We start from the raw sequence: 25472 nt of genomic DNA on the forward strand, positions 1-25472 counted from the left end.
ATGATGCGCCAGATGGTCTTATCGCTTCTGGGCAAGGTTTTTTTGTGAAAAGCAATCAGACTGGTTATTTAGAATTTAATAATAGCATGAGAGTCAGAGATAGAAATACTTCTTTTTTTCGACCAGCTCCAAATTCAGAAGTGAAATCGATTAATGAAAAGTATCGATTTTGGCTAAACATTAGAAATAATGGAAATGAATTTAAACAGATCTTATTAGGCTACGCGACAGAAGCTTCAAATTCTTTAGATTTAATGTATGATGCAGAATATTTGAGTTCAGGAACGGCAGTAGATTTTTATAGTATAATAGAAGATAAAAAGTTAGTGATTCAGGGGCGTGAATTGCCTTTTTCGGAGAATGATTCAATTTCTTTAGGATATAAAACGACTATTAATGATAGTTTTAAAGTAGAAATCGATCATCAAGATGATTTTTTTAATGACAAACCTATTTTTTTAGTAGATAAAAATTTAAATCTGGTTCATAATCTTTCTGAAGGGCCTTATCAATTTACGTCTGAGGTCGGAACTTTCCATAATCGTTTTTCGATAATTTACAATGATAAAACTTTAGGAAATGCAACTTTTAAGGATAATTCTAATAACGTTTTAATATCTGCTAAAAATCAGATTATAAATATCGAATCTACCAAAGAAAATATAAGCGAGATTATAATATTTGATGTTTTGGGAAATCAAATCTATAAAGAAGATAAACTTGAAACTAAAAAAATTGCTGTTCAAAAGTTGATCTCTTCTCATCAGGTTTTATTTGTAAAAGTCATTTTTGAAAGTGGCAAATCCAATTCAAAAAAGGTAATTTTTTAATAAATTGAAAAATTATTGGAACAAATCCTTCTTGTTGACGCAATACACTGATAGTCAACAAAATAGTCTTTGTAATTTTATTTTTTAACAGTTTTTTCTTATTTTTTATAGTTTTTAGATTTTAGCTGTTAAAATTATGTGTTTAATACTACATTATGAATTTCAATGTAAATAAAATCGTACCTTGTAGTTGCTTTTAATCGATTAAAAGCGTTTTTAATCGATTAAAAGTATTTCTATAAGCCTTTGTATTATAATTTTTTTCTTCGAAAAGGACAGTTTAAAAACTGTCGTTTTATCTGCCTTAAGTTGATTGTAAAAATTGGAGGGTTTCTTTAATTCCATATTCTTGCTAAGCTGACTCCCAAACTTTAATCTTCCTGATTTTGCAATTTATCTTGTTTTGAGTTTGAATTTATTTTTCAATTACTAAAATGCCACAAGATGAAAAAAGATTTACTTACGATGCTGAGTTTCTTCAGCCATTTATCTTTAATAGCAGATATTGAAAAACTATTAAAATCAAGTAGAAGATTAAGAATTCTGCTAGTTTTAGTTTTATCAATTTTTTATACAACGTCAAAAGCACAAATATCACACCCATTCACAACTAGCGGATCTCTTCTTCTTCCTGCCGGTATGGATGTAGTTACTGTTGAAGCTTGGGGAGCCGGTGGCGCTGGAGGTGGAGCCAAAGTGACGCCTCTTGAAGGGAGAAGCGGCGGCGGCGGCGGCGGCGGAGCTTATGCTAAAGGAACAATTAACACAATAGGTGTCTCAAGCTTGAATTATGTAGTTGGAACAACTGTTGCCGGAGGAGCTGGTGACGGAGCATCAGGAGGAGCAACATACATAACGGGATTTACAAGTGTCTTCAATGCGCCTGGAGGTCTAGGAGGAAAAGGTAATATTGCAACAACTTCTACTCCAACAGGAGGAACAGGAGGTACTGGTGCTATTGGAAATCTTGGAACTGCAATAGGTGCAAATGGTACAAATGGTAAAGTTGCGAGCATTAAGTTTACTTCTTGCGTCTGGTGCTGGAGGAAATGCCGGTAATTATGGTACAGTAGCTGGAGCTGGAGCTGGAGGAGCTGTACAATCTACTCTAGCGCTAACAGATTTAGCAGGAACTAATGGAGGTCCTAACGGCGGCGGCGGCGGCGGAGCTCTAAGTGCTAATGTTGCACAAAATGGAGGGAGTGGAGCAAGAGGTAATATTAACATTACTTATACTTGTAAAACGTATAGCCTTACTGGAATATCTGCGCCAAATGTTTGCACAGGAACCACTTCACAAGTGCAGTTAACAGGTACAGCAACAAGTCTTCCGGCTGGAACATACACCGTTACTTATAATACAAGTCTGCCAAACGCAACAGGAAAAACAGAACCAATGGTAGTTAGTACTGCAGGATCTGGAAGTTTTACTGCAAGAGGATTAACTACTTTAGGGAATTGTATTATTACAGTTACTTCTTTGACTTCTGTAGATTGTACTTCATCTATTAGCGCAAATGGTGTTGCAAATATTATTGTTAGCGCTCAGCCAGCAATAACTTTAGGAACAACTACTGCCGTATGTGCGAGCGCAAGTCTACAAAATGTAGCATTACCTTATACTGGAGTTACAAATACACCAACAAACTATAGTATAATATGGAATGCGAGTCCTGCAAATAGTTTTTTGCCTGTTACAAATGCCGTATTGCCAGCAACTCCAATAAATATTGCAGTTCCTGCTGGAACTGCTGCGGGCACCTATACAGGATCACTAACGGTTAGTAATGCGGCTGGATGTGTATCTGCTGCCGCAACGAATTTTACTATAACAGTAAATCCACTTCCGACAATAACATTAGGTGCAACTACTACAGTTTGTATAAGTTCAGGCGCACAAAGCACGGCATTGCCTTATAGCGCTCCAGCAAATTCGCCAACTACTTATAGCATTACGTGGAACGCTAGTCCAACAAATACTTTTGCGTCGGTTTTTAATGCTCCATTGCCAGCAAGTCAGATCAATATCCCTATACCGGCAAATACAGCGGCAGGAACATACACTGGGACTTTAACTGTTAGCAATGCGAATGGATGTGTATCAGCAGACAAATAATTTTACAGTTACGGTCAATCCTCTTCCGACAATCACGCTCGGATCGGCAGGAGCGGTATGCTTTAGCGCTGGCGTGCAGAGCGCCAGTCTGAGCTACAGCGCTGTGACAAACGCGCCGACCAGCTACAGCATTGTCTGGAATGCCAGCCCGACAAATAATTTTCTTCCCGTTACCGATGCATCTCTATCGGCCAGTTCAATTAATATTGCCGTACCTGCGGGAACAGCTGCTGGAACTTATACGGGAACTTTAACGGTTAAAAATGCAAACGGCTGCGTTTCCTCTGGAAACAGTTTTACGGTTACGGTCAATCCTCTTCCGACTATCACGCTCGGATCGGCAGGAGCGGTGTGCTTTAGCGCTGGTGTGCAGAGCGCCAGTCTGAGCTACAGCGCTGTGACAAACGCGCCGACCAGCTACAGCATTGTCTGGAACGCCAGCCCGACAAATAATTTTCTTCCCGTTACCGATGCATCACTAACAGCCGGTTCAATTAATATTGCCGTTCCTGCGGGAACAGCCGCCGGGACTTATACGGGAACTTTGACGGTTAAAAATGCAAACGGCTGCGTTTCCTCAGGAAACAGTTTCACGGTTACGGTCAATCCTCTTCCGACAATTACGCTTGGATCGGCAGGGGCAGTGTGCTTTAGCGCTGGTGTGCAGAGCACCAGTCTGAGCTACAGCGCTGTGACAAACGCGCCGACCAGCTACAGCATTGTCTGGAACGCCAGCCCGACAAATAATTTTCTTCCCGTTACCGATGCATCTCTATCGGCCAGTTCAATTAATATTGCCGTACCTGCGGGAACAGCTGCCGGAACTTATACGGGAACTTTAACGGTTAAAAATGCAAACGGCTGCGTTTCCTCTGGAAACAGTTTTACGGTTACGGTCAATCCTCTTCCGACTATCACGCTCGGATCGGCAGGAGCGGTGTGCTTTAGCGCTGGTGTGCAGAGCGCCAGTCTGAGCTACAGCGCTGTGACAAACGCGCCGACCAGCTACAGCATTGTCTGGAACGCCAGCCCGACAAATAATTTTCTTCCCGTTACCGATGCATCACTAACAGCCGGTTCAATTAATATTGCCGTACCTGCGGGAACAGCCGCCGGGACTTATACTGGAACTTTGACGGTTAAAAATGCAAACGGCTGCGTTTCCTCAGGAAACAGTTTCACGGTTACGGTCAATCCTCTTCCGACAATTACGCTCGGATCGGCAGGAGCGGTGTGCTTTAGCGCTGGTGTGCAGAGCGCCAGTCTGAGCTACAGCGCTGTGACAAACGCGCCGACCAGCTACAGCATTGTCTGGAACGCCAGCCCGACAAATAATTTTCTTCCCGTTACCGATGCATCACTAACAGCCGGTTCAATTAATATTGCCGTACCTGCGGGAACAGCCGCCAGGACTTATACTGGAACTTTGACGGTTAAAAATGCAAACGGCTGCGTTTCCTCAGGAAACAGTTTCACGGTTACGGTCAATCCACTTCCGACAATCACGCTCGGATCGGCAGGGGCAGTGTGCTTTAGCGCTGGTGTGCAGAGCGCCAGTCTGAGCTACAGCGCTGTGACAAACGCGCCGACCAGCTACAGCATTGTCTGGAACGCCAGCCCGACAAATAATTTTCTTCCCGTTACCGATGCATCCCTAACGGCCGGTTCAATTAATATTGCCGTACCTGCGGGAACAGCCGCCAGGACTTATACGGGAACTTTGACGGTTAAAAATGCAAACGGCTGCGTTTCCTCAGGAAACAGTTTCACGGTTACAGTCAATCCTCTTCCGACAATTACGCTTGGATCGGCAGGGGCAGTGTGCTTTAGCGCTGGTGTGCAGAGCACCAGTCTGAGCTACAGCGCTGTGACAAACGCGCCGACCAGCTACAGCATTGTCTGGAACGCCAGCCCGACAAATAATTTTCTTCCCGTTACCGATGCATCACTAACAGCCGGTTCAATTAATATTGCCGTTCCTGCGGGAACAGCCGCCGGGACTTATACGGGAACTTTGACGGTTAAAAATGCAAACGGCTGCGTGTCTTCAGGAAACAGTTTTACGGTTACGGTTAATTCTCAGCCAACAATTACTACATCAGGAAATTTAACATCAATTTGTCAAAGTGCATCGGCGCAAGTAACTTCGTTATTATATTCTGCAACAACAGGTTCGCCAACGAGTTACTCTATAGACTGGGCGACATTAAATGATCAAGGAAATACATCTTTCTCTTTTAACTCAGGAGGAGGAAATATCAACAATATTAATGTTCCTTTAAATACTCCTGCAGGAACTTATAGTGGAATTATGACAGTTTTTACCTCAAATGGATGCTCAATAACACAAGCAGTTTCTTTAACAGTTTATGATGCCCCAACAATAAGTACAGGGGGAGTCTTTTCTCCCGTTTGTCAAAGTTCATCATCTCAAACTACTACTTTGAGTTATAATTCTACTACAGGATCACCAATTAGTTACGAGATCGATTGGATTGCCTTAACAGATCAAGGAGCAACACCATTTCCTTTTAGTTCAGGATCGGGTGATATTATAAATGTAAATGTTCCAGCAAACACAGTAGCAGGTACCTACAATGGTGTAATGACTATTACAACATCTAATGGATGTCTGGCAACTCAAGCAGTTTCTTTAACAGTGAATTCGGTTTCAGTTGCACCAACAGCTTCAGTAACACAGCAACCTACCTGTGTAAACAATACGGGTATTATAACGGTTACTTCGCCTGCATCTGGAACAGGATATACTTATAGCATTGACGGAGTCGATTTTAGTAATACTACTGGAATATTTACTGGTTTGTCTTCTGGAATTTACTATGTAAACGTGAAAAATAGTACATCAAATTGTGAATCTGAAGCTACCTCCGTTACAATAAATGCTTTTGTTACTAAAGTATGGAATGGAAATACTGATGCCAGTTGGGGGAATCCTGCAAATTGGACACCGACAGGAGTTCCTATTGCTTCTGATTGTGTAGATATTCCTGATGTAGGTATTGATCCTATTATTTCTGGAACCAATGCAAGTTTTTTCGCTAGCAGATTAACAGTTGAAAACAATGGATCTCTAATTGTAGAAGAAACAAATTCAATAACTGTGACCAATGAAGTGACTGTTCTTGGTAACGGAATTTTAATTTTTGAAGACAAATCAAGCTTAGTTCAAGTTGCCGATGTAGCTAATGTTGGCGTTATAACTTATAGAAGAAAAACACCCGTAAGACGATTTGATCTGACTTATTGGTCTTCTCCAGTAACAAGAAATCCAGGCATTACGATGAATGAGTTTTCACCAGAAACATATTTCGACAAATATTTATACTGGACTTCTGATTTTAAATGGGGTACTAATTTGTACGGTACAATGGTAATGAATGCTGGGGAAGGCTACAGTATCAGAGGACCACAATCTTTCAGTACCGTGACAGCAAGTGTTTTTACAGGCGAATTTATTGGAGTACCAAATAATGGAACAATCCAAGGGCCTCCAGCTAGAGCTGAAAAGTATTGCTTTTTGGAAATCCGTATCCTTCAGCAATTTATGCAGATCAATTTATTCACGATAATGCGACTAATTTTTATGGTACGTTATATTTTTGGACTCATAATACATCTCCTAGAATTGCTGTGCCAGGAGGCAATACTGCTACTTATTCAAACGATGATTACGCAATTTATAATTTATCTGGAGATACTACAGTTGGCAATTTAAGTGGTACCGGTGCGACATCTCCAGGAAATCAAGAACCATTACATGGTTATATTGCTGCAGGACAGGGATTTTTTGCAAAAGCAAGAACAGGACAAAGTGCTGTTTTTACAAATTCGATGCGAGTACCTAATTCTAATAGCCAGTTTTACAAATCTGCGAAAACCGAGGTTGTTGAAAAACATCGTGTATGGCTGAATTTTACAAATACGCAAGGAGCTTTTAAACAATTGCTAATTGGATACATAACAGGAGCAACAAACTCGTTTGATTTTAATTATGATGCAGCCACACTGAATGCAAATCCGTATGTTGATTTTTATAGTATCAATGAAGGAAAAAAACTTGCTATTCAAGGGCGTGCGTTACCTTTTGCTGTTACAGATACAATTCCGTTAGGATATAAGTCAACCATTGAAGAAGGTGATTTTACAATTGCAATAGATCGTGCCGATGGAGATTTGGCAAATCAGGATATTTATCTTCAAGATAAAGTGACAAACACTATTTACAATCTTAGGTCTGGCGGTTATACGTTTACATCAGCGCCAGGAACTTTTCTAGATCGATTTGTATTGCGTTATACAAATTCAAATGGAGGAAAACCATTAGGAAATGAAGATTTCGAAAATCAAGATCAGCAAATTTTTGTTTCGGTGAAAGATAAAAACATCAAACTCGAGTCTTTCTCGGAGCAAGAGAATCTTCAAGAAGCTGCTGTTTATGATACGGGCGGGACATTGTTATATCGTAAAAAACAAATCGGAAATAAAGAATGGGTTATAACAAACTTTCAGTCTGGTCCACAAGTTTTATTGGTTAAAATAACTTTAGATAGTGGTAAAATAGTGACGAAGAAAATAGTATTTAAATAAAAAAAGCGGTTGAGAATTTTATATCTCAACCGCTTTTTTTTTATTTGATTAAGCGGTACGCCGTAAATTTTGGTGCGTATTGGTAATTGCTTTTTCATTTTTATAATCAATCCATTTTTGACCTTGAATTTTTCGCATCATAATATCAAAATGTCGCATAATAAAAACATTATAGGCTGCTTTGGACAAATTGAGAATGTTTTTTGGAAATGACCTCAAACTCATAGAAAATCCTGGCGTTAGGTATTTCATATAATGCCAATATCCTTCGGGCATATAAAGCATTTCGCCATGTTTTAGATTAGTGATATAACCTTCGACGTTTTTGAGCGCTGGAAATTTTTCGTAATCAGGATTATCAAAATCTATATCTTCTCTCGAAATTAAAGCATGTGGCACTTTATACATGAATTTTGACTGGTTTGGCGGGAAAATCATGCATTGTTTTTCTCCATGAAAATGAAAATGAAGAATATTCGAATAGTCAATGTCATAATGCATAAAAACTCTTGAATTTTCTCCTCCAAAAAATAGCATTGGCATCTGCTTGACAAGTTTTAAGCCAATATCGGGCCATAAAAAGTCATTTTTTAACGAAGGCACTTCTTTCATTAAATTATAAAGAAAAATACGGTAATTGGTAGGCTTTTCTTCTAATAAGTCGATATAATCACTCATTTTCATTGTGGTATGCGCCTCATTGAATCCGTCTTCGTGATTTACAGGTCGATCATCGTATAAAGGAACGACTGAATCTCCTGCGATTTCTTTCATATAAGATAATTTCCATTTGTTGTAAGCTGGCCAATCTTCGGTCAATTGTTCGATAACAACAGGAATTTGTTTTTTGACATATTGGGAAACAAAATCGTCTCTCGAGATTTTTTTCACCCTTTCGATTTGTTTTAACTTCATTTTACTAAATAAAAAAAATTGCTTATAGCACTGATCTATAAGCAATTTAAAAATATTTTTTGAGATAAATGAACTCTTTTAGCTAATTTTTTGATTTAATCGAATTAGAAATCATTAAATCTGCGGATTTAAAAAAATTAATCTGCGGCATATTTGTTACCCCAAATTAGCATCATCATTAAAGTAACAATTACAGAAGAAGCAATTCCTTCAAATAATAGACAAATACAATAAGTTGGTACTGATGGATTTCCTCCAAACATAAAAGTTTCAGATAAAGTTTTTACGTAAGCATCTCCGCCTCGAGCGTAACTATAAACTAATAATCCAAATACACTCATACATACACCAACTACAGAAGTGGTCATTGCAGAAATAGCATTTGATAGAAAATTGGTTTCTCCTTCATGAAGGTTCATTTGCATTGTCCTGTTAACACCGTAGAAGATAAAGAAAACGTTGAGTGTTCTCAAATAAAACAAATTTGCTAGACCTAGCACATTCATTAATAAAAAATAAATGCCAATTCCGAGGAAAATCAAAAACCCGTTGGTAATTTCTTTAGGTAGTTTCATAGTGGTTATTTTTTAGAAGTTAATAGTAAATATTTGAAAAACAGAGTTATATCAAATTTACTAAAAAAATAACTACGATGATTTAAAAACAGTAAAAACTATACGGTCAGATTCTTTAGAGAAGTGTTTATAAAAGCCAAAGAATCGATTTTGTCCTGATTAAGTTGTGCTTTTAACGCATCTAATGAACTAAATTTTTGTTCTTCGCGAATATAATGCAATAAAGAGACTTCAATATTTTGATCGTAAATGTCTTTGTCAAAATTAAATAAATGAACTTCGATGGTTTGTTTATCTCCATTAACAGTCGGATTAAAGCCGATGTTCATCATTCCATAAACAGTTTCTTTGTTCACCACAGCTTTTACTACATAAACACCAATTTTTGGAATCAGTTTATAATCTTCTTCAATATGAATGTTTGCTGTAGGAAATCCAATTGTTCGTCCCAATTGTTTTCCCTTTACGATAGTTCCGTTCAAGAAATAGCTGTAACCTAAATATTCGTTGGCCAAAGCCATATTTCCTTCATTTAAAGCTTTTCTAATTTTGGTTGAACTAACAGAGACATCTTGGATTTCTTCGGCAGAAATTTGCTCTACTTCAAATCCATACTCAATTCCAAAAGCAATTAAATCATCAATATTTGCAGTTCTATTGCGACCAAAACGGTGATCATGTCCGATAATAATTTTTTGAATCTGAAATTTATCTACCAAAATTGTACGAACAAATTCTTCAGCCGTTAATCTAGAAAAACTTTCATTAAAAGGATGCACAATTAAGTTTTCAATGCCTGTCGCTTCCAAAAGTTTTACTTTTTCGTCGATGGTATTTAATAATCTTATTTCAGATTTTTCTTGAAGAACCATTCGCGGATGCGGAAAAAAGGTAAGAACCAGACTTTCATATTTTCCATTTTCAGTATTCTGCGTAATTCGTTCCAGAATTTTTTTATGACCAATATGCACACCATCAAAGGTACCAAGAGTTAAGATTGTTTTCTTGGTTGACTGAAAATCGTTTATAGAATGAAAGAGCTTCAAAACAAATTATTTAAGATGCTTGCAAATTTATACTATTCTCTTTAAAATTTAATACTATGCCAAATCGAATTTTAAGGGATAATCTATCTTTTTATAAAAATAAGCCAACTCGTCGATTAAAAATCAATAATTGTCGTATAGATAATATGATTTCAAATTAATTGAAGTAATTTTGATATTATATTTTGAAGGTATGAGAAAACAACTACTTTATATATTTCTTATTTTTTGTTTTGCTAGTGCAAATGCACAAGATGCTTTATGGCAAAAAGTAACTTCTTCATCGGTTTTACGAAAAGCAGATGGCCTAAGTTCTAATAAATTATATTATAGATTAAATGCTAATCTTCTTAGTTCCAAGCTAGCTTCTGCATCAAGTAAAACGGCAAAAACAACAGCTTCAGAAATTACGATTCCGAATGCTGATGGAAATTTGGAGCGTTTTTCTGTATGGGAATCGTCTAATTTTGCACCAGAATTACAAGCGAAATATCCTGAAATTAGAGCGTATGAAGGTCGCGGAATAGACGATAAAAATGCTAAGATACATTTTAGCGTTGCTCCAATCGGAATGCAGACAATGGTTTTTAGACCAGCAAAACCAACAGAATATATTGAGCAAAATCCAGAGAATAAATCGGAGTACGTTTTGTTTAGAGCACAAGATAATGCTGAGTCAAAGATGATTTTAGATTGCAAAACAACCAATCTGGTTTCTGAAAATAAATCTGCTACTGCAAAAACGGCTTCAAATGCAAAACAGTTTAAAACGCTAAGATTGGCATTATCCTGTACAGGAGAATATGTCGCTTATTTTGGCGGAACAGTTGCGGGAGCTTTAGCAGGAATGAATGCTACATTAACTCGAGTAAATGGTATTTTTGGAAGGGATCTTTCTGTAAAGGTAATTTTAATTGCTAATAATAATGCCGTTATTTATACAGATGCTTCCACAGATCCTTATTCTATAGCATCGGTTGGAGCAACTGGAGATAATCCTATTTGGATGAAGGAAGTGCAAACCACATTAACCAATGTTATCGGCGAAGCCAATTATGATATTGGCCATTTGTTTGGAGCTTCTGGCGGAGGAGGAAATGCGGGTTGCATTGGTTGTGTATGTGTAAGTCCAACAACGAACCAGCCAATAGGAAAAGGTAGTGCTTTTACATCTCCAGCAGACGCAAAACCAGAAGGAGATAATTTTGATATTGATTTTGTTGCTCATGAAATGGGGCATCAACTTGGAGGCTCACATACTTTTTCTTTTCAAAATGAAGGTAACGGAACATGCTATGAACCAGGAAGCGGTTCAACTATTATGGGATATGCAGGAGTGACAAAAGGATATAATATTCAAGATCATTCAGATGCTTATTTTTCGTATGCCAGCATTAATCAGATACAGAATAATTTGGCGGGAAAAACTTGTCCCGTAACAATACCAATTGATAATAATAATCCACCAGTAATAAAAGCAGGTTTAGATTATACGATTCCAATTAGCACACCATTTATTTTAAAAGGAACAGGTTCTGATCCTGAAGGAAATACGATAACCTATTCATGGGAACAATACGATAGTGCAATGACAACTTTTGCTGGAAATAGTTTTACATATGCTACAAAACCAGATGGGCCAATGTTTAGATCTTTTTCGCCAACAACTTCTCCAGTTCGTTATATGCCTGCTTTAAGTTCTGTTTTAAATAATCAATTAACGACAAGTTGGGAATCTGTTTCTTCTATCGGAAAAACAATGAACTTTACACTTACGGGAAGAGACAATGCTGCAGAAGGACTTGCACAAACCAATACAGATGCAATGGTTGTTACTGTAAATGCAGCTGCGGGACCATTTGCTGTTACTTCTCAAAAAGAGGATAATTTAGGATGGGCAAAAGGATCAGCGCAAACCATTACTTGGAGTGTAAATAATACCAATACACTTCCAGGGTCTTCAAATGTAAATATAAAATTATCTCTTGATGGCGGATTGACATTTCCAATCGTTTTAGCAAGTAATACTCCAAATGATGGTTCAGAAACAATATTGATTCCGTCAGAAATTGATGTTTCTACAAATTGTAGACTTCTAATTGAGCCGGTTGACAATATTTATTATGCAGTAAACAGTAAGCCTTTTGCTTTAGGCTATACAGTTTCGACATCTTGTACGAATTATAATTTTGAAGGTGGTTATTCATTAGGAACAAGCACAACCTTTATAAACAAAACAGTAACAGTGCCAGCTTCTACAGGAACTATTTCAGATGTAAATGTTTCTGTTAATGTTAAGCACGAAAGATTTGAAGATCTTGAAATTGAAATTGAGAGTCCAAGCGGTACTATTGTTTCGTTATTTAATAAAAGCTGTGGTACAACAAATTCGACTCTCGCACTTCAATTTGATGATAGCGGTCTTGCTTTAAATTGTGGCTCAACAATCAGTCAAATTGTAATTCCTGCTAGTGCTTTAAGTGCTTTTAATGGAGAAAATCCGCAAGGAAATTGGACTTTTAAAGTTCGTGATGCAGTTGTCGGAATGTTTGGCACTATAAATTCTGCTTCTGTAAATATCTGTACTAAAACTTATACATTAGGAAACAGTGATTTTGAGAATGTTGATTTTATTGCCTATCCAAATCCAAATAAAGGAAGTTTCACCGTACAATTTAATAGAGATTCTGTAAGTGAGATTAAAGTTTACGTTAATGACATTGTAGGTAAATATGTTTACGATAGAACTTTTCAAGGTTCAGGATATTTCATTCAAGATATTCAATTGCCAAATGTGCCATCCGGTCTGTATTTCTTAACAGTTACAGATGGACAACGAAAAATAGTAAAAAAGATATTGGTAAATTAATTTTAAAAAATTTAATGTGCCATAGCCATACAAATCATACTTATTTTTGCGCCAGGAATTTTTAATAAAGCTCTGGCGCATGCTTCGATAGTTGCCCCTGTAGTAAAAACATCATCTACAATCAAAAAGTGTTTATGATGATGGGTTTCATCAAACTTGACATCAAAAATGTTTCCGATATTTTCAGATCTTCCTAAAAGATTTTTCTTGGATTGGGTTTTGGTGTACAATTTTCGAATTAAGATGTTTTCTTCAAAAGGAATGTCTAAACCTAATGCGATTTCTTTTCCAAAAGTAGTAACCTGATTATAGCCTCTTTCCTTAAATTTTCTTTTATGGAGCGGAACAGGAATTATAGCATCAAAAGGAACTTCGAATCGAATTTCTTTTAAATCTTCCGAATACCAGCTTCCCAACACACTTCCAATTTCCTGATGTCCTTTGTATTTTAAATTATGAATTAACTCTTGAACAATTCCTTTTTTATTGAAATACAAAAATCTTGCCGCAAATTGAATATCAATCTTGCCATAGAATTTTTTAACAGCCTCGTTTTTTGGGTCTAAATGATAGTAAGTTAAAGGCATTTCATGTCGGCAAATAGTACAGAAAACTGTTTCATTCTGAAGCAAAAGCGAACGACAGCCACTACAGACCTTGGGGAAAAATAAATTTATTAGATAATTAATCACAAAAAGAGAGATTTTATTTACAAAAGTAACAAAAACAGTACTTCAATCTTCATAATTTTTCTTTTTTATATAGGTAGTTTTTATATTTTTGCATCACTATGGCAAAACAAGAAGATATATTTAAGAATGTGGTTTCGCACGCAAAAGAGTACGGATTTATTTTTCCGTCAAGCGAAGTTTACGACGGATTAAGTGCTGTATATGATTATGCACAAAATGGTGTCGAATTAAAAAAGAATATCCGTGAATATTGGTGGAAATCAATGGTTCAAATGAATGAAAATATTGTCGGCCTTGATGCTTGCAATATTGATGCATCCAACAACTTGGAAAGCTTCTGGACACGTTGATGCTTTCAATGATCCATTAATTGATAATAAAGATTCTAAAAAGAGATATAGAGCTGACGTCTTGGTTGAAGATCATGCTGAAAAAATTCACCAAAAAGCACAAAAAGAAATTGACAAAGCAAAAGCTCGTTTTGGCGATGCATTCAACGAACAAGAATTTGTAACTACAAATGCTCGTGTAATTGAATATTTAGCTAAAGAAAAAGAAATTAGAGAGCGTTTAGGACGTTCTTTAGGAGCAGGTGATTTGGCTGATGTAAAAGCATTAATTGAAGAGCTTGAAATTTCTGATCCTGAAACTGGTTCTAAAAACTGGACAGAGGTAAAACAATTTAACTTAATGTTCGGAACAAAATTAGGTGCATCTGCTGAGAATGCGATGGATTTATATTTGCGTCCAGAAACAGCTCAAGGTATTTTTGTTAACTTCTTAAACGTTCAGAAATCGGGTCGTATGAAAGTTCCTTTTGGAATTGCTCAAACGGGTAAAGCATTCAGAAACGAGATTGTTGCAAGACAGTTTATTTTCCGTATGCGTGAATTTGAACAAATGGAAATGCAATTTTTTGTACGTCCAGGAGAAGAAATGAAATCATACGAATACTGGAAAGAGACTCGTTTGAAATGGCATTTATCTTTAGGATTAGGAAAAGAAAATTACCGTTTTCATGATCACGAGAAATTGGCTCACTACGCAAACGCAGCAGCAGATATCGAATTTAATTTCCCATTCGGATTTAAAGAATTGGAAGGAATTCACTCTCGTACCGATTTTGATTTGAAAGCACACGAAGAATATTCTGGAAGAAAATTACAATATTTTGATCCTGAACTTAACGAAAACTATGTTCCTTATGTAGTAGAAACTTCTGTAGGTTTAGATCGTATGTTCTTGGCAGTTTTTGCTACTTCATTAAAAGAAGAAACATTAGAAGACGGTTCTACAAGAACGGTTTTAAAATTGCCAGCAGTTTTAGCACCAACAAAAGCAGCGGTATTGCCATTGGTTAAAAAAGATGGTTTACCAGAAGTTTCAAGAAAGATCATCGAAGATTTGAAATGGGATTTCAATGTTGCTTATGATGAAAAAGATGCTGTAGGACGTCGTTACAGAAGACAAGATGCTTTAGGAACACCTTTCTGTATTACAGTAGATCATCAGACGCTTGAAGACGAAACAGTAACAATTCGTCATAGAGATACAATGAAACAAGATCGTGTAAAAATTACTGAATTAAGAGGTATTATCGAAAACGAAGTTTCGATGAAAAACTGGTTAATGAAAATGTAATCTTTACAAGTTATTTTATAGATCCCAAATTCCGTCAAGGAGTTTGGGATTTTTGTTTTTTTAAATAGGTATTTTATCGGCTTTTTTTGCATTTCATCTTTATGTATCAACATTTTTGTTTAATGTGTTAACAATGAGGTGTTTGAAATTTTTAAAAGTGTAATTTTAGATTTGTAATACCATCAAGAATAATTTTTTTCTTCAATGCATCGATTTAAAACTATTTTTTGATTATGATTGTGCAGTGAGAAAACCAACCAAACCTGAAATTGAAAAAGTATTCCTATATTATAATTGATGATGACGCTGAGAGTATTTTGAAAACCCAAACAACCGCTTCTGGTTTTTCAGAATTATCTTTTATGGCATCGGCATCAAATTTTCAGGATGGTTTAGACTTGGTTTTAGAACACAAACCAGCGTTGATTTTTCTCGAAATCGAACCGAGAAATCTGTCAAGTCATTTGTCTCTGGCTTTTATTAGCGAACTTCATCGTTTTTTGCAAGACATTCCTAAAATTATCGTTACAACGAAGCAAAAAGACAAAGCATTTGATGCTATTCAATACGGCATTTTCGATTATCTTCTTAAGCCAATTGCATCAAGTGATCTTTTAAAAACAATTTTAAAACTCAATAGAGCTAATTTAGAGCCCCAAATAGCTCCGTTTAGAGAAGAACCAGTTTCTGTTATTGTTGAAGCTGGAACAATTCCGCAAAACATTCAAAAGCCATTAATGATCTGTATAAAATCGTACGGAGATTATCGATATCTAAATGCAGAAGATATTTGTTATTTTCAGGCTGATAATAATTCGACAGATATTTATTTGAACACAGGTGAAATGATTACGGCGTTTAAAACGTTAAAGCATTTTGAAAGCGTTTTGACGTATCCTTTTATCCGTATTCATAACAGTTATGTAATTAATCGAAATTACATTTCTAGGATTCATAGCGGAAACTCAATCTGTTACATAAAAAACTCTACCAAAAAGATTCCTTTTTCTAAAACCTACAGAGCAAATGTAGAGCAGATTATTGCCGATTTTGCAACAGGAAATTATCTAGAATTCTAAAAATTAGACGATTACATTAATTTGCTATCCATTGACTATCAATTGGGTACGATCTACCATAAACTCAATTTTTCATATAAATTTTTTTCGACCTCGGTGTTAGTTTTACACTCTGATTCGTCGCAAATAGCGAATCATCTCCAAAAATTAAAACAAACATTAAAAACCTCAGGTCATGAAAAAAACAGCTTTAACATTCGGATTATTCTCATTAGTAGTAGTAGCAACTTCTTTCGCAAATCCAACAACTCCTATTGTTCCAACTGAAAAACTAAGCGTTGTTCTTCCGGTTGATGGTAAAGGATCTACAGGAGGTAATAGAAAACACGATGATTTAATGAGCAATCAAGAATCAGTAGCAAAAAACAACCAAGCAAGTTTTGATGCAATTAATCAATCTTTAGGTGCAAACAAAAAACTAGATTAAGTTTCGTAATAAAAACGAACATTAAAAATATTTAAGCTGTCAAATTTTTGACAGCTTTTTTTTTAGTATTTTTGGGAAAATTCGCAATTATATTGAAAAAAAGCTTCCAAATATTATTGTCTTCATTTTTGGTGTTGTTTTTTATTGGGTGTACCAAGAAAAATGATTTAACCAAGAACACAAATTCTACAGAGGATAGCCTTTCTGTTTATTTATCATTAGCTAATGACATAAGTTTAAGCTATGAATCTAAACAGAAGTATACTCAAAAAGCACTATCTGTAGTAGAAAAAAAGAAAAACGATTCTCTTACTAGAGCAAATTTGTTCAAGATTGCTAATAGATACTTTAATATGAATGATTTAGAATCATTTAAAGTAATATCTGAGCTTGTCTTGAATAGAGCAATAATTGCTAAAGATTCTGCTTATATGGCAAAAGCCTATACTTATCTTGGAGATTATTATAGTAATAGAATGATTTCTGATAGCGCTTTCAGAAGCTATTTCAAAGCTCAAAAGATTTATTTGCAAATTAATGATCAGTATAATTTGGCAAAAACACTAATAAGCAAAGCAAGCCTTCAGTATAATGAAGCAGATTTCTTTGAAAGTGAAATATCGGTTTTTAAAGCTTTAGAAATTTTAAAAACTAAAAAAGATGTCAATGAGCTGACTTTATGAATGTTATAACCTTCTCGGTATACTTTCTAACGAAAGAGAAGAATATAACAAAGCAATAGATTACCAAAATAAAGCACTGAAAACTTTAGACGATAAATCTATTCCGTCAGATTTTCAATTAAAAGCTACTTCATTAAACAATATTGGTTTTGTTTACCTGCGTATGAAGAATTATACGCAAGCAATATCTTGTTTTGAGAAAGGATTAGAAGAAAAAAATCTATTTGAAGAAAAAACCATTCTGTATGCGATGTTGTTAGATAATTTAGCCTATTCTAAATTAAAATCTAACAGAGTGGATGGTCTGCCTGCTCAATTTTATAGATCTTTAAAAATTAGAGATAGTTTAGGATTAAAAATGGAAATGATATCCAATCAGATTCATCTGTCGGAATATTATGCTTTAAAAAAGGATACTGCAAAAGCTGTTGAATTTTCTAAACAAGCTTTACTTCTTTCGCGTTCATCTGATAAGCTAAACAATACTTTACAAGCATTGAAACAAATTGTCGCCGTAGATCCTAAAAACGCAAGACAAAATATTCTAAAGAGTACATTCAGTTAAATGATAAAATGCTTAAAGCAGAGCGCAATATGGGAGAAAAATTCTCTCGTATTGAATATGAGACCAACGAAATTAAAGACCAAAATTCTAGCCTTCAAGAAAAGAATAAAACTTTGGTTTATGTATTTAGTATTTGTACATTGCTCGGGTTGTTTTTTTATGTTTATAAAACACAACAGGCCAAAAATCGCGAACTTCTTTTTAAGCAACAACAGCAGATTGCAAATGAAGACATTTATAATTTGATGATTTCGCAACAGAAATGAAATTGAGCTTACAAGAATAAAGGAAAAGAAAAGAGTAGCGCAGGAATTGCATGATGGTATTTTAGGGCGCATGTTTGGTATTAGAATAAGCTTGGACAGTTTGGATAAACTTGACGAAATCGAGGCTGTTCCTAAAAGAAAAAAATATCTTACCGAACTAAAAAATGTGGAACAAGATATTCGAGAAATTTCGCATGATTTAAATAGAGAGAAATCGGAATTAATTAATAATTTTGTTTCGATTTTGAATAAACTATTTGAAGATCAGATAAATACATATAGTTCAAAATTGATTACTTTTTTTGATCCCGAGATAAAATGGGATTTGATGAGTAATATTGAAAAAATCAATTTGTATCGAATTGTTCAAGAAGGACTCCAGAATTGTAATAAATATGCTGAAGCCGATATTATTAGAGTGGAATTTAAAAATGAAAACAATAATTTGGTTCTAAGGATAGAAGATGACGGAATTGGATTTAATACCAATAGAACCAAAAATGGAATAGGTTTGCATAATATAGAATATCGAGTAAAAGAATGTAAGGGCACAGTTACGATAAAATCTGCCAAGGGAGAAGGAACAATTCTCTCTATAGAAATCCCAATAGACCCAAATAATAACCTGCATAATGACATTTGACTTACCAACTTCAGTTCCACAATTAGTTAAAAAGAATATTTTAATAGTAGACGACCATCCGTTTATTATTGAAGGATATAAAAATGCTATAACTCGTTATAATACAAAACAATACGATTTTTTTATTGCACAGGCACATGATTGTAGATCTGGTTATGATATAATAGAAAATGAGAACACGCCCGAGTTTGATATTGCTTTTTTAGATATCAGTATGCCTCCTTACGAAGAAAAAGAGATCTTTTCTGGTGAAGATCTTGCAAAGCTACTTCTGAAAAAAATGCCTTCGTGCAAGATCATTCTTTTGACAATGTATACAGAATTGCTAAAGATCAAAACTATTATTAGAACAATTCAGCCAAACGGATTGATTATTAAAAATGACCTTACTTTTGACGAATTGCTTTTGGCTTTTGATAAAGTGATGAAAAATGAAAAATACTATAGCCAATCGGTTGTAAAAATGCTCAATCAGTCCACACATAATGCTATCGAAATAGATCAATACGATAAACAAATATTAGTTCATTTAGCAAAAGGAACCCCAATTCAGGAAATGCTCGCAAGCATGTTCCCATTTCTTTAAAAGCTATTGAAAAAGAAAAAAGCATTTGAAAGAGTTATTGAAAATTAAAAATGATTCTGATTCTGATTTGGTGAAAGAAGCAAGAAGCAAAGGACTTTTAGGATAAAATTAAAATCGTAAGAAACAATAAAAAAAATTCCAAATTCTGATAGCTAGACTAGCTTTTGGAATTTGGAATTTTTTATTTAGAGTTTTGTTTGCTTTATTCTGTCAAAGCATCCCATCCGCGCGCTTTTAAAGCAATTTTTGTGTTGGCGCGGGTTACAAGATGAATTCCTTCATTTTCTTCTGCCATATGGCCAATAACAGAGAAATTCGGATTTCCTTTTATTTTATCAAAATCATTAATGTCAATTGTAAATAAAAGTTCGTAATCTTCACCGCCATTTATGGCAACCGTCGTGCTGTCGATATTAAATTCTTCGCAAGTAGAAATAAACTGCGGATCTAACGGAAGTTTATCTTCATATAAATTACAACCCACTTTAGATTGCTTGCAGATATGAATAATCTCAGAAGATAATCCGTCTGAAATATCGATCATTGCTGTTGGTTTTATATCTAAAGCATGAAGTAAAGTGCGAACATCTTTTCTAGCTTCAGGTTTCAATTGGCGTTCTACCAAATAAGTATAAGGATCTAAATCGGGCTGATTGTTTGGGTTAACCTGAAAAACTTGTTTCTCACGTTCTAAAACCTGCAATCCCATATAAGCGGCACCAAGATCGCCAGTTACAACCAATAAATCAGTTTGTTTGGCTCCGTTTCTGTAAACCAATTCATTTTCGTCAGCTTCTCCAATTGCGGTAATACTGATAATTAATCCTTTTTGAGATGAGGTTGTGTCACCGCCAATAACATCAACTTTGTATTCTTTTGCAGCGTGTGTAATTCCTGCAAATAATTCTTCTAAAGCTTCAAGAGGAAAACGATTTGAAACAGCAACCGAAACCGTAATTTGTGTCGGTTTCGCATTCATTGCACAAATATCAGAAACATTTACTACGACCGCTTTATAACCTAAATGTTTCAAAGGCATGTAAGCCAAATCAAAATGAACGCCTTCAATTAATAAATCGGTTGAAACTACTACTTTCTTATCTTTAAAATCAAGAACGGCAGCATCATCGCCAATACTTTTTAAAGTCGATTCCTGAGTAACATCAAAGTTTTTGGTTAAATGGTCAATTAAACCAAATTCGCCCAATTGAGCTATACTAGTTCTCTGCTGATTTTTATCTTCAATCATTTCTGTTAAGTTCCAAAGTTATTAAGGTGCAAAGGTACAAAGGATTTTTTTAAAGATGCTAAGATTCTGAGATACTAAGGTTCTAAGTTTTTTTCTAGGAGATTTATATTGTTGTCTAAAAAAATAATTGCCTCCTGCTTTAGCTGGAGGTCAGCTTAATGCAAATATAAAAAGGCTTTAGCCGAACTTTAACGTTTTGACTAAAGCCTTTTTTCATAATCTTTTTTCACCTAGCGGAAGCTGCGTTTCTACAGCAGGAAAAAATATTTTAAAATTATTTTTTTACTGCTGACAAACTGTTGTCACCAGCCCATTTTACTTTTGAAGTATTAAAAATATTTAAACTTTAAAACCATGAAAACATTAGAAGCACAAGTTATTACTTCAGAAGATTTATTAAAACACTGGCAAGGACACAGAGCACTTACACGTCGTTTAATTGAGATTTTTCCAGAAAAAGATTTCTTCGAATTTTCGATTGGCGGAATGAGACCTTTTGCAAAATTAGTAGATGAGCTTTTGGCTATTGCAGTTCCAGGTTTAAAAGGAATTGTAACGAAAGAAACTGCACCATTCTCAGAAGGAACTGAAAAACTAATTTTCAAAGCACAATATCTTGAAAAATGGGATCAAGCAACAGAAGAAATCAATAAATATTGGGAACAATTATCAGTTGAAGATTTTAGCGAGACCTTTAACCTTTTTGGACAATATGAATTTCCTGTAATTCAGAATATCTTATATTTTATTGATAATGAAGTGCATCACCGCGGACAAGCTTATGTTTATTTAAGAGCTTTAAATATCGAACCACCATTTTTCTGGGAAAGATAATTGATGTTTTTTTAGTAACTTAATATCAGAAATCTAAAACTAAGGCTATGAGTTTAAAGAAGATAATGTCCAATTATGCAGATTATAATTTATGGGTAAATCAACAATTTGTAAATTGGCTTTCGCCGAAATCGGCTGAATTGCTTTATGCAGAAGTGCCGTCGAGTTTTTCTACAATTATGAAAACGCTTGATCATATCTGGTCTACTGAGGAATATTGGTTTTCTGTCATTTCCGAATCTTCATTAACAGAAAAGAAAGCAGAAAGCGATTTGTCAAAAGAGGAAATATTTGCCGGATTATTAAATTCGTCTACAAAATTGAAACATCTTATTAACTCATTATCTGAAGAAGATTTAATGAAAGAAGTTAAAATCGTAAATCCGTGGTTTGAATGTGAACTGCCCATTTCCGAATATTTAATCCAAGTTATCAATCATGGAACGTATCATCGAGGCCAGATTGTAACAATAGGACGAAATGTTGGAATTACAGATGCCTCAAACACCGATTATAATTTTTATAATGTTGTAAAGGCAAATCAATAAATAAAAAACTCCCAAAGATGAAATGAATTTCTTTGGGAGTTTTTTTATAGGAGCCTTTGTCGATTGATTTCTAATAATTCTAAAACTCTTGTTTTTAAAGATTCTGGTTCCAAAATTTTGGCATAATCTCCAAACATTAAAAACCATCTCGGAAAACCATCTTGCAGACTGTGAGACATAAAGGTCATTTCGATTTCGTCTCCAATTTCTTTTTGAGAAATAAAGCCGTGATATTTCCTTTCGGTTGCTAAGTATCGCGCGATTTTTTTCTGAACCAGAATTCGAACTTTTGTGGTTGGAATCTTATCAGATTTTGTTAAATAAGTTTCCAGAGAATCGTGTTCTATTGTATAATCAAGATCTGTTTTTTTTATTTCCTGAATTCTATCGGTTCTAAACTGGCGGTAATCTTTTCTAAGATGGCAATAACCCAGAAAATACCAATTGTTATTATCATGAAAAACGCCAACAGGTTCTAAATTTCGTTGTGTGGTTTCTTCTTTTTCAAAGGTTTTATAAGTTAAAAGAATTTGTTTTTTCTCCGCAATTCCCTCAAAAAGCACAGCCAAAGTATTAGGCGAATTATCATTAAACATTGGTTCTGCTTCCTGCATTACAATTCTTGATTCGATGTTTGAAAGATAATCTTTATCATTGCTTCTTAAAACCGATTTCAGTTTGTACATCGCCGACGCATAATGTGTTCCCAATGTAGGATCAGTAAACTTTTGCATTAACTTTTCGGCCGCAATAAAACTGCTCACTTCTTCGCGCGTGAACATAACTGGCGGAAGTCTATATCCGTCCATTAAAGCATAACCAACTCCAGCTTCACTATAAATAGGAACTCCAGATGCTTCCAAAGTTCTAATGTCTCTATAAATAGTTCTTAAACTGCACTCAAAACGATCGGCCAATTCTTGTGCTTTTACAATCTTTTTAGACTGCAATTGAATAAGAATGGCAACAATTCGGTCAAATCGTTTTGGGGTTTCGTCAAGCATTTTTTCTGTTTTAGTTTCAAAGGTTAGAGGTTCAAAGTTACAAAGGTTTAATCTTTATATAAATAAAAAAGCTGTTCCAAATTGAAACAGCTTTTACTTTATAAGTCAAATGAATTTAAACATTTTTTCGCATCTTTACAGAATTATAGTATTAAATTTTAAAGTATCGAATGAAGCTTCCTTTTGAGCCAGTTATTTTTGGTTATGAAATTAATATCCATTTAGTTCTAGAATATTTGGCATTTTTTTTAGGATACCGATATTATGTTTTTTTGAGAAAAAGAACGAATGATACTATTGTTTCCACAAACAGGTTTTCGATTATTTTGGGTGCGGCAATTGGAGCTTTTTTGGGGTCTAGAATTATGGGTTTTTTAGAAAATCCTATTTTTCATTCTGATGTCAAATCTATTTTAGAACTCTTTAATGCCAAAACAATTATGGGAGGATTGTTTGGAGGATTATTAGGTGTCGAACTTGCTAAGAAGATTATTGGAGAAAAAGAATCATCAGGAGATTTATTTACCTTTCCGATTATTCTAGGAATTTTTATAGGCAGAGTTGGCTGTTTTTTATCTGGAACCAATGAGTTTACGTACGGAAAAGAAACGACTTTTTTTACGGGGATGAATCTTGGCGACAATATTATGAGGCATCCAATTGCTTTATACGAATTAATTTTTCTGATTGTTCTGTTTTTTCTTTTGAAGAAATTGAAAACCAAAAATTTAAAAAACGGATTGTTATTTCAGTATTTTATGATTGCCTATTTTGCGTTTCGCTTTTTCGTAGAATTTCTGAAACCCAATTATTTCCTAATTTTCGGAATTAGTTCCATTCAGATCTTATGTTTAATTTGTCTGCTCTATTATAACAAAACAATTTTAAATTTATTTGTAAAAAATGCCAGTTAGAAAATATACTTATTATGATTTTACATTAAGCCTTTGTCCAGAATGCTTAAAAAGAATTGATGCTAAAATTGTTTTTGAAGACGAAAACGTCTATATGCTTAAAAGATGCCCAGAGCATGGAAACTCAAAGGTTTTAATTGCCGACGATATTCAATATTACAAGAATATCCGAAATTATAATAAACCATCTGAAATGCCGTATACTTTTAATACAAAAACGCATTATGGTTGTCCGTACGATTGTGGTTTATGTCCAGATCACGAACAGCATTCTTGTCTTACAGTTGTTGAGGTTACAGATCGTTGTAATCTAACTTGCCCAACTTGTTATGCAGGTTCATCACCTAATTATGGTAGACACAGAACTCTCGAAGAAGTAAAAGCTATGCTTGATACGGTTGTTAAAAATGAAAAAGAGCCAGACGTGGTGCAGATTAGTGGAGGAGAACCAACCATACATCCTGAGTTTTTTGAAATTTTAGATTATGCAAAATCAATTCCGATAAAGCATTTAATGTTAAACACAAACGGAATTAAAATTGCAAAAGAGAAAGAATTCGTTCAGAGACTAAAAAGCTATGCTCCAGATTTTGAGATCTATCTTCAGTTTGATTCTTTTGAAGATAGTGTATTGCAAGAGTTGCGTGGAGCTGATTTAAGCGAAATACGAAAACAAGCTTTAGAAAATCTAAACGAAGTTAATCTGTCTACAACTTTGGTGGTTACGCTTCAAAAAGGATTAAACGATCATGAAATAGGTAAAATTATTGAGTTTGCCCTAAAGCAAAAATGCGTTCGTGGCGTTACATTTCAGCCAACTCAAATTGCGGGCCGATTGGAGAATTTCAATTTAGAAACCGATCGAATGACATTAACAGAAGTAAGAAGAAAAATTCTGGAGCAAACCAATGTTTTTAATTCAGATGATTTACTTCCAGTTCCTTGTAATCCCGATGCTTTAGTTATGGGTTATGCTTTGAAACTAGGAGAAGAAGTTTTTCCACTAACACGATATATTAATCCGAACGATTTATTAGACAATAGTAAAAACACGATTATTTACGAACAAGATGAAGTGCTCCGCGGCAAAATGATAGATCTGTTTAGCACGGGAAATTCTGTAGAAGTAGCGCAAGAAAACTTGAAATCGATTTTATGTTGCCTTCCTAATATTGATGCACCAGAATTAGGTTACGACAATCTCTTTAGAATTATTATCATGCAGTTTATCGATGCATATAATTTTGATGTAAGAGCAATAAAAAAATCATGTGTGCATATTGTCAATAAGGACAATAAAATAATTCCTTTTGAAACCATGAATTTGTTTTACAGAGATGATAAAGTAAAAAGACTAGAAGAATTAAGAACTAATGCATAAA

23 protein-coding genes and 1 pseudogene are annotated in these 25472 nt (G+C 34.8%); 18 read left to right on the forward strand and 6 right to left on the reverse strand.

Annotated elements, in window-relative coordinates:
* Positions 1 to 86: 86 nt before the first annotated feature.
* From P5P87_RS17865 to P5P87_RS17885, 5 genes are all read left to right on the forward strand, one after another.
* A complete protein-coding gene (locus tag P5P87_RS17865) occupies positions 87 to 830 on the forward strand; it encodes a T9SS sorting signal type C domain-containing protein (RefSeq protein ID WP_278020140.1) in 744 nt (247 codons plus the stop codon).
* A gap of 444 nt (positions 831 to 1274) precedes the next feature.
* The gene (locus P5P87_RS17870; protein ID WP_278020141.1) at positions 1275 to 1889 is read left to right on the forward strand and encodes a glycine-rich domain-containing protein; all 615 of its coding nucleotides are present in this window, start codon (positions 1275 to 1277) and stop codon (positions 1887 to 1889) included.
* Positions 1837 to 2946, forward strand: a complete 1110-nt coding sequence (locus tag P5P87_RS17875) for a hypothetical protein (protein ID WP_278020142.1) — start codon at positions 1837 to 1839, stop codon at positions 2944 to 2946. Before P5P87_RS17870 ends, P5P87_RS17875 begins: the two co-directional genes overlap by 53 nt.
* Positions 2915 to 6682: a beta strand repeat-containing protein gene (locus tag P5P87_RS17880; RefSeq protein WP_278020143.1), complete on the forward strand. Its 3768-nt coding sequence runs from the start codon at positions 2915 to 2917 to the stop codon at positions 6680 to 6682. Before P5P87_RS17875 ends, P5P87_RS17880 begins: the two co-directional genes overlap by 32 nt.
* Positions 6598 to 7554 (forward strand): T9SS sorting signal type C domain-containing protein, encoded by a 957-nt coding sequence (locus P5P87_RS17885; protein WP_278020144.1) that lies wholly within the window; start codon positions 6598 to 6600, stop codon positions 7552 to 7554. The genes P5P87_RS17880 and P5P87_RS17885 overlap by 85 nt, the downstream gene beginning before the upstream one ends.
* A gap of 48 nt (positions 7555 to 7602) precedes the next feature.
* Here the strand turns inward: P5P87_RS17885 and P5P87_RS17890 are convergent, their stop codons facing one another.
* The 3 genes from P5P87_RS17890 to P5P87_RS17900 form a co-directional block, all read right to left on the reverse strand.
* The gene (locus P5P87_RS17890) at positions 7603 to 8469 is read right to left on the reverse strand and encodes a cupin-like domain-containing protein (protein WP_198855247.1); all 867 of its coding nucleotides are present in this window, start codon (positions 8467 to 8469) and stop codon (positions 7603 to 7605) included.
* 137 nt (positions 8470 to 8606) lie between these two features.
* Entirely contained in the window at positions 8607 to 9044 is a 438-nt protein-coding gene (locus tag P5P87_RS17895) for a hypothetical protein (protein ID WP_198855248.1), read from the reverse strand.
* Positions 9045 to 9142: 98 nt separating this feature from the next.
* Positions 9143 to 10090, reverse strand: coding sequence for a bifunctional riboflavin kinase/FAD synthetase (locus P5P87_RS17900; RefSeq protein WP_198855249.1), 948 nt, complete (start codon positions 10088 to 10090; stop codon positions 9143 to 9145).
* A 193-nt stretch (positions 10091 to 10283) separates the two neighbouring features.
* Here P5P87_RS17900 and P5P87_RS17905 point away from each other — a divergent pair, with 193 nt between their 5' ends.
* Complete coding sequence (locus P5P87_RS17905) at positions 10284 to 12959, forward strand: zinc-dependent metalloprotease (protein WP_278020145.1); 2676 nt, start codon at positions 10284 to 10286, stop codon at positions 12957 to 12959.
* 11 nt (positions 12960 to 12970) lie between these two features.
* On the opposite strand, the gene P5P87_RS17910 is transcribed toward P5P87_RS17905, so the two are convergent.
* On the reverse strand, positions 12971 to 13546 hold the full coding sequence (locus tag P5P87_RS17910; protein ID WP_278020146.1) for a ComF family protein: 576 nt from the start codon (positions 13544 to 13546) through the stop codon (positions 12971 to 12973).
* A gap of 203 nt (positions 13547 to 13749) precedes the next feature.
* On the opposite strand from P5P87_RS17910, the pseudogene P5P87_RS17915 reads away from it, so the two are divergent.
* From P5P87_RS17915 to P5P87_RS17950, 8 genes and pseudogenes are all read left to right on the forward strand, one after another.
* Positions 13750 to 15292: pseudogene (locus tag P5P87_RS17915) on the forward strand (glycine--tRNA ligase).
* Between the two features lie 269 nt (positions 15293 to 15561).
* Positions 15562 to 16371, forward strand: a complete 810-nt coding sequence (locus P5P87_RS17920; RefSeq protein WP_278020147.1) for a LytR/AlgR family response regulator transcription factor — start codon at positions 15562 to 15564, stop codon at positions 16369 to 16371.
* A gap of 175 nt (positions 16372 to 16546) precedes the next feature.
* Complete coding sequence (locus P5P87_RS17925; protein ID WP_198855253.1) at positions 16547 to 16798, forward strand: hypothetical protein; 252 nt, start codon at positions 16547 to 16549, stop codon at positions 16796 to 16798.
* 47 nt (positions 16799 to 16845) lie between these two features.
* Positions 16846 to 17481 (forward strand): hypothetical protein, encoded by a 636-nt coding sequence (locus P5P87_RS17930; RefSeq protein ID WP_278020148.1) that lies wholly within the window; start codon positions 16846 to 16848, stop codon positions 17479 to 17481.
* Between the two features lie 163 nt (positions 17482 to 17644).
* Positions 17645 to 18046: a hypothetical protein gene (locus P5P87_RS17935; RefSeq protein WP_278020149.1), complete on the forward strand. Its 402-nt coding sequence runs from the start codon at positions 17645 to 17647 to the stop codon at positions 18044 to 18046.
* Positions 18047 to 18075: 29 nt separating this feature from the next.
* Positions 18076 to 18312, forward strand: coding sequence for a hypothetical protein (locus P5P87_RS17940; RefSeq protein WP_278020150.1), 237 nt, complete (start codon positions 18076 to 18078; stop codon positions 18310 to 18312).
* Positions 18313 to 18382: 70 nt separating this feature from the next.
* Positions 18383 to 18955: a sensor histidine kinase gene (locus P5P87_RS17945; RefSeq protein WP_278022811.1), complete on the forward strand. Its 573-nt coding sequence runs from the start codon at positions 18383 to 18385 to the stop codon at positions 18953 to 18955.
* The gene (locus tag P5P87_RS17950; protein WP_278020151.1) at positions 18945 to 19541 is read left to right on the forward strand and encodes a response regulator; all 597 of its coding nucleotides are present in this window, start codon (positions 18945 to 18947) and stop codon (positions 19539 to 19541) included. Before P5P87_RS17945 ends, P5P87_RS17950 begins: the two co-directional genes overlap by 11 nt.
* A 202-nt stretch (positions 19542 to 19743) precedes the next feature.
* Here the strand turns inward: P5P87_RS17950 and thiL are convergent, their stop codons facing one another.
* Entirely contained in the window at positions 19744 to 20790 is a 1047-nt protein-coding gene (gene thiL, locus P5P87_RS17955; protein WP_198855256.1) for a thiamine-phosphate kinase, read from the reverse strand.
* Positions 20791 to 21144: 354 nt separating this feature from the next.
* On the opposite strand from thiL, the gene P5P87_RS17960 reads away from it, so the two are divergent.
* Together P5P87_RS17960 and P5P87_RS17965 are read left to right on the forward strand one after the other, a co-directional pair.
* Positions 21145 to 21624, forward strand: coding sequence for a DinB family protein (locus P5P87_RS17960; RefSeq protein ID WP_198855257.1), 480 nt, complete (start codon positions 21145 to 21147; stop codon positions 21622 to 21624).
* A gap of 47 nt (positions 21625 to 21671) precedes the next feature.
* Complete coding sequence (locus tag P5P87_RS17965) at positions 21672 to 22172, forward strand: DinB family protein (RefSeq protein WP_198855258.1); 501 nt, start codon at positions 21672 to 21674, stop codon at positions 22170 to 22172.
* Positions 22173 to 22216: 44 nt separating this feature from the next.
* On the opposite strand, the gene P5P87_RS17970 is transcribed toward P5P87_RS17965, so the two are convergent.
* Positions 22217 to 23176 carry a helix-turn-helix transcriptional regulator gene (locus P5P87_RS17970; RefSeq protein WP_198855259.1) on the reverse strand — a complete coding sequence of 320 codons (960 nt, stop codon included), beginning with the start codon at positions 23174 to 23176 and terminating at the stop codon, positions 22217 to 22219.
* A 170-nt stretch (positions 23177 to 23346) separates the two neighbouring features.
* On the opposite strand from P5P87_RS17970, the gene P5P87_RS17975 reads away from it, so the two are divergent.
* Complete coding sequence (locus P5P87_RS17975) at positions 23347 to 24090, forward strand: prolipoprotein diacylglyceryl transferase (protein WP_198855260.1); 744 nt, start codon at positions 23347 to 23349, stop codon at positions 24088 to 24090.
* A complete protein-coding gene (locus P5P87_RS17980) occupies positions 24080 to 25471 on the forward strand; it encodes a radical SAM protein (protein ID WP_278020152.1) in 1392 nt (463 codons plus the stop codon). Before P5P87_RS17975 ends, P5P87_RS17980 begins: the two co-directional genes overlap by 11 nt.
* The last annotated feature ends 1 nt before the right edge of the window (position 25472 follow it).

The organism is Flavobacterium ginsengisoli, assembly GCF_029625315.1.
GTDB lineage: Bacteria > Bacteroidota > Bacteroidia > Flavobacteriales > Flavobacteriaceae > Flavobacterium > Flavobacterium ginsengisoli.